General features: G+C 64.9%; 7 protein-coding genes. 5 read left to right on the forward strand and 2 right to left on the reverse strand.

The genetic code is table 11. The annotated features are described in order from the left end of the window. Positions 1–3 precede the first annotated feature (3 nt). Complete coding sequence (gene arsJ / locus C1H69_RS03205) at positions 4–1,206, forward strand: organoarsenical effux MFS transporter ArsJ (RefSeq protein ID WP_102651956.1); 1,203 nt, start codon at positions 4–6, stop codon at positions 1,204–1,206. A 14-nt stretch (positions 1,207–1,220) separates the two neighbouring features. Here arsJ and C1H69_RS03210 read toward each other — a convergent pair whose 3' ends face one another. Next, positions 1,221–1,883, reverse strand: a complete 663-nt coding sequence (locus C1H69_RS03210) for a TetR/AcrR family transcriptional regulator (protein WP_102651957.1) — start codon at positions 1,881–1,883, stop codon at positions 1,221–1,223. A gap of 300 nt (positions 1,884–2,183) precedes the next feature. Here C1H69_RS03210 and xdhA point away from each other — a divergent pair, with 300 nt between their 5' ends. From xdhA to guaD, 4 genes are all read left to right on the forward strand, one after another. Next, positions 2,184–3,638, forward strand: coding sequence for a xanthine dehydrogenase small subunit (gene xdhA, locus C1H69_RS03215; protein ID WP_102651958.1), 1,455 nt, complete (start codon positions 2,184–2,186; stop codon positions 3,636–3,638). Then, positions 3,622–6,126 carry a xanthine dehydrogenase molybdopterin binding subunit gene (xdhB, locus tag C1H69_RS03220; RefSeq protein ID WP_240609792.1) on the forward strand — a complete coding sequence of 835 codons (2,505 nt, stop codon included), beginning with the start codon at positions 3,622–3,624 and terminating at the stop codon, positions 6,124–6,126. Before xdhA ends, xdhB begins: the two co-directional genes overlap by 17 nt. Then, entirely contained in the window at positions 6,126–6,992 is an 867-nt protein-coding gene (gene xdhC / locus C1H69_RS03225) for a xanthine dehydrogenase accessory protein XdhC (protein ID WP_102651959.1), read from the forward strand. Before xdhB ends, xdhC begins: the two co-directional genes overlap by 1 nt. 179 nt (positions 6,993–7,171) lie before the next feature. Beyond that, positions 7,172–8,494 (forward strand): guanine deaminase, encoded by a 1,323-nt coding sequence (gene guaD / locus C1H69_RS03230; protein WP_102651960.1) that lies wholly within the window; start codon positions 7,172–7,174, stop codon positions 8,492–8,494. A 34-nt stretch (positions 8,495–8,528) separates the two neighbouring features. On the opposite strand, the gene C1H69_RS03235 is transcribed toward guaD, so the two are convergent. After that, positions 8,529–9,252: transposase (locus C1H69_RS03235; RefSeq protein WP_102651734.1), on the reverse strand; the 724-nt coding region annotated here is incomplete at its 5' end.

The following is a 9,252-nucleotide window of genomic DNA, read 5'->3' on the forward strand; positions in this document are numbered from 1 at the left end:
GGGATGATCGCCCGGGTCGCCTCCCTTCCCCGAGAGATTCGTCAGTACCTGCTGGTCACCGGAAATTACTGGGCTTTCACCCTGACCGACGGTGCCCTGCGCATGCTGGTGGTGCTCTATTTCTACAGCCTTGGCTACTCGGCGTTCGATGTCGCCATGCTGTTCCTCTTCTACGAATTCTTCGGGGTCGTAACCAACCTGCTAGGCGGCTGGCTGGGTGCCAGGCTGGGGCTCAACCGCACCATGAATCTGGGGCTCGGTCTGCAGATCGTGGCGCTGGCCATGCTGCTGGTGCCGGTGGCCTGGCTCTCGGTACCCTGGGTGATGGCCGCCCAGGCGCTCTCGGGCATTGCCAAGGACCTCAACAAGATGAGCGCCAAGAGCGCCATCAAGACCCTGGTGCCCCAGGGCGAATCCGGCCACCAGGCGCTCTACCGCTGGGTGGCGCTCCTCACCGGATCGAAGAACGCCCTCAAGGGTGTCGGATTCTTTCTCGGCGGGTTGTTGCTCACACTGATCGGCTTCCAGGGTGCCATCGCCGCCATGGCGATCATGCTGGCCCTGGTGCTCGGCACATCGTTGATGAAACTGGAAGGCGACCTGGGCAGGGCCAAGGCGAAGCCCAGGTTCCGCGAAATCCTCTCCAAGAGCCGAGCCATCAATATCCTTTCGGCGGCGAGGATGTTCCTCTTCGGTGCCCGCGACGTCTGGTTCGTGATCGCGCTACCAGTCTTCCTGGCCACGCAATTCGGCTGGGACCACTGGCTCGTCGGCGGCTTCATGGCCGGCTGGATCATGGCCTATGGTGGGGTTCAGGCATTGGCGCCACGAATCACGGGACGCCACGCCGGGCGCGATGCGGCAATCGCGTGGGCGGCGGGGCTGGCCGCCATTCCGGCGCTGATTGCCATCGGACTGGACTGGCAGCCACACCTGGTGCTGCTCGGGGGACTGTTGCTGTTCGGCGTGGTGTTCGCGGTGAATTCCAGCCTGCACAGTTTCCTGATCGTCAAGCTGGCCCGGGCCGATGGCGTCTCGCTGGATGTGGGCTTCTACTATATGGCCAACGCCATGGGTCGGTTGGCCGGCACGCTGCTCTCCGGCTGGCTCTACATGAACGCCGGGTTAAGCGCCACACTCTGGGTTTCCAGTGCCATGCTGGTGGCAGCGGTGGCTGTCAGTCTCGCCCTGCCCAGGGAGCCATGAGCGAGACCGCTGCGTCAGGTCTTGCGTGGCTTGACCCCGCATCCCTTGAGAATGATCCGGGTGAGAAACGCGGTAATCCGTTCCACGTCGGCATCACTGATTTCATCCCTGCCGGTAATGCCGAGGACCTGAGCCTCGAAGTCGGCATAGTGCTGTGTCGCCGACCAGATCAGGAAGATGAGCCAGACCGGATCCACCCTGTCCATCAGGCCGCGCTCGGCCCACTGCTCGAAGATCCTGGCCCTGGACGATACCCACTCGCGCAGCTCACCGCGCAAGTAGGACTGCAGAAAAGGCGCCCCCCCGAGGATCTCGGCGGCAAAGAGCCGCGAGCCTTCCGGGTGCTGGCGCGAAAGCTGCATCTTGCTGCGAATGAAGGCTTCCAGCACCTCGGCCGGGTCATCCTCCACACTGATATCGTCGAGCAGCGCATTCCAGCGCCCCATCATTCGTTCCAGCAGCCGCACATACAGGCTGCGCTTGTTGCCCATGTAATAAAGAATATTGGACTTCGGCAGCCCCGCGGCCTCGGCGATGGCCTGTACGCTGGCGCCGCGATAGCCATACTGGGCGAAGACCCGCTCCGCGGCGGCAAGGATTTCGCGCTCGTTGCGCTCGCGGGTGGCACCGTTGCCGTCGCTCCTGCCACGAAGGCGGCTCGTGTTATCGAGACACATCTGGTCCGTACTCGTTTTTTCAATACTCGGCAGTTCTGACATCGGCTGGCCCCTGCCCTGGTGGTGTCCGGGAAACACAGAGAGTGCCCCACCCCGGGGCTGCCTGCAATGGTCCGGGGCACCGCCCCCAGCCAGCCTGCCTCCACCAGTTGGCGCGACGACATGTGGCCCCTGCCGGCAAACTTGCAAAGTGCGACATTCTGGCCCATGCTGAAATGATTCTGACCATTTGGTCAACTAACTGGCGGTATCGACTTCCCATCAACGCGGTCAACAAGCGATTCAACAAGAGACAAGGCGATGATCGATTTCATGTTCAACGGCCAGCCATGCCACTGTGAGGCCACACCGGAAACCAGTGTGCTGGAGCTGCTGCGCGACACACTCGGCAGCACGGGCACCAAGGAGGGCTGTGCCTCCGGTGACTGCGGCGCCTGCACCGTGGCCATCGGCGAAACGAGCCCCGACGGCAAGCTGCACTATCACAGCGCCAATGCTTGCATCACACCCGCCCATCAGCTCAATGGACGCCACCTGGTAACGGTGGATGGGCTCGCCAACGGTGAGAACCTGCACCCGGCCCAGGCTGCCATGGTCCAGAACCACGGCAGTCAGTGCGGCTTCTGCACGCCGGGCATCGTCATGTCATTGTTCACCCTGCATGAGCAGCAGCGCCAGACACCAACACCGTTGACACCGCAGCGCCTCGAGGCCGCCCTGGGAGGAAACCTGTGCCGCTGCACCGGTTATCGCCCGATCCGCGATGCCGCCATGACCATGGACGATCATCCCGAATACCGCCCGCCATGGTTGGATGCCGCCACGCCCGCAAGGAAGGCCGAACCGGCCGGTGAGGGTGTCGGTTTCGCCCAGCCGACGACGCTGAGCGGGCTGGTTGCCTGCCTCGACCGACACCCCGAGGCCCGGCTGGTGGCTGGTGCCACCGACCTCTGGCTCGAAGCCACGCAGCGGCTGGAGCGCTTCGAGCGCCTGATCGATGTGACGCGTGTGGCCGAGTTGAACACCATCGAGGAGGTTGCGCTGGAGGATGGGCGAAGTGGCTGGTGGATCGGAGCGGCGGTGACCTATGCCCGGATCGAACCGCTTCTCGAAACGCACTACGACGCCTTTGCCCACCTGTTGCACCGACTGGGCTCCTCCCAGATCCGTAACCGCGGCACCTTGGGCGGGAACATCGCCAACGCCTCGCCCATCGGCGACACACCGCCGGTGCTCCTGGCTCTGGGCTCTCGGCTCAGGCTGATTGGCCCCGGCGGGGAACGAGAGTTGCCGCTCGAGGACTTCTTCCTCGACTACAAGCATACCGCCCTGCAGGCGGGCGAAGCGATTCGCGCCGTGTTCCTGCCCCATCCGATCGAGGGACAAACTCTCAAGGTGTGGAAGCTGTCCAAGCGCAGAGAGGACGATATATCCGCCGTGCTGGGCGCATTCGCCTGGCGGCTGGAAGAGGGAATCCTGCGGGATGTCCGTCTTGCCTTCGGCGGCATGGCTGCCATACCCAAGCGGGCCGGCCAGGCAGAGGCCGCGCTGGAGGGACGACGCCCGACTCCGGCAGCCTTCCAGCAGGCCCGCCTGGCGCTGGGAGACGACTTCCAGCCCATGACGGATGTGCGCGGCAGCGCTCATTATCGGCGGATTTCCGCCGCCAATCTTCTCGAACGCCTGCGTCTGGTCATCGCGCAAGCCGACACCGACAGCTCCCGGGAGGTGATGCTCCATGCGTACGCTCACTGATATTGCTTCCAAGGCGCCCAGCTCCCAGGCTTCCGGGGCGGAGCCCGACGTTTCGGAAGATTCCGCCAGGGCGCGTGAAGAGCTGCGCGGCCGGATCAAGGGCTCGGGCCCGCTGGCCCGTGATACCGAAGCCTCCTCTTCGCGGGGTGCGGCTGGCCGCTCCCAGGCCCACGAAAGTGCGATCAAGCATGTCACCGGACGTGCGGCGTACATTGACGACCTCCGCGCGCCAACCGACGCGCTGCATGTCGCGCTCGGTCTGTCGCCGGTGGCTCATGGCCGTCTGACACGCCTCGGCCTGGAGGAGGTCAAGGCCTTGCCGGGCGTGGTGGATGTCATCGCCATCGCCGATGTGCCTGGTCACACCGACATCGGGCCGGTTTTCCCCGGCGATCCGATCTTCGTGGAGGACGAAATCAGCTATGTCGGACAGGTGCTGTTCGCCGTCGCCGCCGAGAGCCACCGCACCGCCCGGGAAGCCATCAGGCTGGCGGTGGTTGAAATCGACGAGCAGCCGGCATGTCTCGACCCGGTAGCCGCCGCACAGCGCGGTGAGTTCGTGCGCCCCACCCACGTCCAGCAGAGCGGGGACTGGGAGCAGGCCCTGGCCAGCGCCGCCCATGTGGTGGAGGGCGAGCAGTTCGTCGGGGGGCAGGAACATTTCTACCTCGAAGGCCAGGCTTGCCTGGTACAGCCTACCGAGGATGAAGGTGTCATCGTTCATACCTCCAACCAGCACCCCAGCGAGACCCAGAAGCTGGTCGCCGAGGTGCTGGGGATTCCCTTCCATGCCGTCACCGTGGAAGTCCGCCGCATGGGCGGTGGTTTCGGCGGCAAGGAAACCCAGGCCTCGCCCTGGGCCTGCATCGGCGCCCTGATCACCCGCCGCACCGGGCGTACCACTCGGGTCCGCCTGCCGCGTGCCGACGACATGCGCGCCACCGGCAAGCGCCACCCCTTTCATAACCGCTATCGGCTGGGCATCGACGACAAGGGCGTCATCCTGGGTGGCGAACTCACCCTGATCGGCGACTGCGGCTATTCCCCCGACCTGTCGGATGCCATCGTCGATCGCGCCATGTTCCATAGCGACAACGCCTACTCGCTGGGCGAGGCCCGGGTAACCGGCCATCGCGCGCGTACCCACACGGCATCCAATACCGCCTTTCGCGGGTTTGGCGGCCCGCAGGGCATGATGGTGATCGAAGCCGCCATGGATGATATCGCCCGTCGCATCGGCGAGGATCCGCTGACGATACGCAAACGCAACCTCTACCGCCCCGGCCGGCAGATGACGCACTATGGCCAGCAGGTGGACCAGATCGCCCTGCTCCACGAACTGATCGAGCAGCTCGAAACGAGCAGCGAGTACTGGGCACGCCGCCGAGCCATCACCGAGTTCAACGCCGAAAGCCCGATCGTCAAGAGGGGCCTGGCCCTGACCCCGGTGAAATTCGGCATCTCCTTTACCGCCAAGCATCTCAACCAGGCCGGTGCGCTGCTGCATGTCTATACCGACGGCAGCGTGATGATCAACCACGGTGGCACGGAAATGGGCCAGGGCCTGCATACCAAGATCTGCCAGGTCGTCGCCCAGGAGCTGGGCCTGGACACCGAGGAAGTGCGGATCACGGCGACCCGCACCGACAAGGTGCCCAATACCTCGCCCACCGCCGCCTCCAGCGGCGCCGACCTCAACGGTCAGGCCGCGCGCGATGCCAGCCGGAAACTCAAGGCGCGTCTCTTCGACTTCGCCCATGAACACCTGTACCGGGACCAGGGGCTGGATCGCGAGGAGATGCGCCTGGAAGCCGGCCATCTCATCGCGGGCCATGGCGAGAGCGAACGGCGGATTCCCTGGGGCGAACTCGTCCAGGCGGCTTATCTGAACCGTATTTCACTCTCTGAAAAAGGGTTCTATGCCACGCCGCTGATCCACTATGACCGCAATACCGGCCAGGGCCGACCCTTCTATTATTACGCCTTCGGTGCGGCGGCGGCGGAAGTCAGTGTCGATACCCTGACCGGGGAATACCAGGTCGACCGCGTGGACATCCTCCATGATGTGGGCGACTCGCTGAACCCGGCCATCGATATCGGCCAGGTGGAGGGCGGCTTCATCCAGGGCATGGGCTGGCTGACCAGCGAAGAATTGAAATGGAACGATGCCGGCCGATTGATCAGCGACGGCCCGGCGACCTACAAGATTCCCACCTACGGTGACCTGCCGCCGGTATTCAATGTCAAGCTGATGGAGGGCCACCCCAACTCCATGGCCAGCATCTACCGCTCCAAGGCCGTCGGTGAGCCTCCCTTCATGCTGGGCATGGCCGTGTGGTCCGCACTGCGCGATGCCCTGGCAAGCATGACCGACTATGCGGAAGCGCCGCGCCTCGATACGCCGGCCACGCCGGAGCGGGTGCTGCTGGCCGCGGAGACCCTGCGCGCCAGGTACACTCCCTGGCCGCTGGTGGAGGAAGAAGGCTGATGGCAACGCCCGAAGCGCCGGGCCAGCGGCCCGAGAGCTGGCACGCAGCCTTGCATCGCCTGCAGCGCGACGGCCTGCCCCACGCCCTGGCGACCCAGGTGACCAGCGCCGGCTCCACGCCCCGCGAACCCGGAGCGCGGATGGTGATCACCGAACATGAGGTCTTCGACACCCTGGGTGGCGGCACCTTCGAGTGGCAGACCATCGAGGCTGCCCGGGAGCGCCTGAGCAAGGGGGAAGCCGGCATGTCGCTCGAAGCCTTCTCGCTGGGTGGACGCAGCGGGCAGTGCTGCGGCGGTTCCGTCAACGTGCTGCTGGAAGTATTTCCCGGCAGTGCCACGACACTTGCCATTTTTGGCGCCGGGCATGTCGGCACCGAACTGGCAAGGCTCGCCGCCCCCCTGCCCTGGCGAGTGCTGTGGCACGACAGCCGTTCGAAGGCGTTTCCCGATTGGGCTGCACACCAGCCACGCCTGGAATGCCATTACTCCCCGGACCCGCAGGCCGCCGTGGCGGCGCTACCCGCTGGAAGCCATGCGCTGGTACTGACCCACGACCACGCCGAGGATCGCGCCCTGGTCGACGCCCTGCTCAGCCGCGGCGACTCGGCCTCCCTGGGGCTGATCGGCTCGCAGAGCAAGTGGGCCAGCTTTCGCTCGCGGCTAACCGACGCGGGCCACGGCGAGGCAGCGCTGGCCACGGTGCGCTGCCCCATCGGCACGGCTGGCGGTGGAACCGGAGGCGACAAGACACCCTATGCCATTGCGCTGGCCGCCCTGGCCGAGCTGCTGCCGCTGGTGGGCAATGCCGAGCGCGCCGAGCAGCGCGGCCTGGAGCCGGCCGAGCTGCGTGCTCTTTTTAACTAATCAAAAGCCAAGGCGATTCCAACCGAACTCACTTGAGGAGCGCCGGGGGCAGGCCGAAGAGGAGGTCATTTGCCATGGATGGCAAATGTAGCGTCCAGGGAAGGATTCACAGCGCCTCCTCGCAGGCCTGCCGCCGGATCAGCTCCGACTACCGCAGACACGGATGAGCTCCTGACATCATGACGAACAACGACTCCCGCGTGATACGCGCCGAACTGCTGAGCTTCGATGCCGACCCCGGCGAAGGCGACAACCCCGCCGAAGGCAGCGTTCGCCACTACACCGACGGCGCGCTGTGGCTGGAGAACGGCCGCATCAAGGCCATCGACGACTACGCGACGCTGGCGCCACGACTGCCCGAAGGCATCGAGACGGTGGACCATCGCGGCAAGCTGGTGATGCCCGGCTTCATCGACAGCCACGTGCACTATGTGCAGCTCGAGATAATGGCCTCGTACGGGCGCCAGCTGCTTGACTGGCTCAACGACTACACCTTCCCCGAAGAGTGTCGATTCGCCCAGTACGAGCACGCCCTGGCGCTCTCCAACGCCTTTCTCGACGAGATGCTCAGGGTTGGCACCACCACGGCCCAGGTGTTCTGCTCCAGCCATCCGGACTCGGCCGACGCCTTCTTTACCGCCAGCAGCAAGCGAAACCTTCGCATGCTGGCCGGCAAGGTACTGATGGACCGCAACGCCCCGGAGGCCTTGTGCGACGATACCCTCGGCGGAATCCGCGATACCGAACGCCTGATTGCCGACTGGCACGGGACACGGCGGCTCGGCTACAGCCTGACGCCACGCTTCGCCCCCACCTCGACACGTGAACAACTGGACGCGACCGGCGGGTTGCTACGCAACGATCCCAGCCTGTGGCTACAGACCCATCTTTCCGAAAATACCGGAGAGCTGGACTGGGTCGCAGAGCTCTTCCCCGACAGCCATGACTACCTTCACGTCTATGAACAGTCGGGGCTGGTCGGGCCGCGCAGCACCTTCGCCCACGGCATTCACCTCGACCAGGACATGCGCCGCCGACTGGCCGAGCGAGGCGCCAACCTCGCCTTCTGCCCCAGCTCCAACCTGTTCCTGGGCAGCGGACTGTTCGATCGGCTGGCAGCACGGGAGGTCGGCCTCGACATCACCTACGCCAGCGACGTGGGCGGCGGAACCGACCTTTCCGGCCTCGCCACCCTCAAGGCCGCCTACCAGGTGGGCCAGTTGCGCGGCCAACCGCTCACCGCCTGGCAGGGCCTCTACGGGTTGACCCTGGGCAACGCCAAGGCACTCTCGCTGGACGACAAGATCGGCCGCCTGGCACCCGACCTGGAAGCCGACTTCGTGGTGCTCGACCCGGAGGCGACACCGCTGCTGGCCAGGCGCCATGCCCGCTGCCGCACCCTCGGCGAGCGGCTGTTCGCCCTGATGATGCTGGGCGACGACCGCAGCATTCTGGAGACCTGGGCCGGCGGGAAATGCCAGCACCGACGCGAACAGGCCTAGATACCATCTCTCCTAACCAGTCACAAACAACCCATTAGGTGGTTTGCGACCGATATTCGGTTTGGGTCTTGAGGATGCCATAGGCGATGTGGATTAGCTTCCGCATCGCCGCCCCCAAGGCCGCCATTGTGCTCTTGCCGTTTCCTGTCAGCCGCCGGTAGAGCGCCGAGATATCTGGGTTTCGCCTCAGCCCTACGACGGCCGCCATGTACAGGCTCTGGCGCAGCTTCGGGTTGCCAGCTTTCGAAAGACGGGGCCGCATGCGCACGGAACTACCCGACTCCCAACTAACGGGCACAAGTCCCGCAAAAGCAGCAGCCTGCCGAGCGCTCTGGAACGCGCGGCTACGTAGCATCGCCAACAACCTGAGTGACACGGCGGGACCAACCCCCGGGATCGTTTGCAACAAGACCCGGTCCCGCTTTAAGCCAGGGTGCTGATCGAGATGATCATCGATCTGTTGCTGGAGGCGATCCCGCTCGCGCGTCAATGCCAGCAGGATGTCATCAATCGAGCGGAGAATATCGGTTGCCATGATGAACTCGGCTTTTTCCCGCCGGTTTCGCTCACGGTGAATGTCTTTGTCCATTGCATCGAGTCGCGCCGCCAGCGCCTTGAGCTTGCGCACTTCCTCAGGCTCTGGCTGCCAGCATTCAGGCTGTTGAGTTGCGCCATACCGTGCCAACACCACGCTGTCCTTCTTGTCCGTTTTGCCGCGTACCCCCAGGCTACGAGAGAAGTCACGTACCTGCGCAGGA

The organism is Billgrantia endophytica, assembly GCF_002879615.1.
Classification (GTDB): domain Bacteria; phylum Pseudomonadota; class Gammaproteobacteria; order Pseudomonadales; family Halomonadaceae; genus Halomonas; species Halomonas endophytica.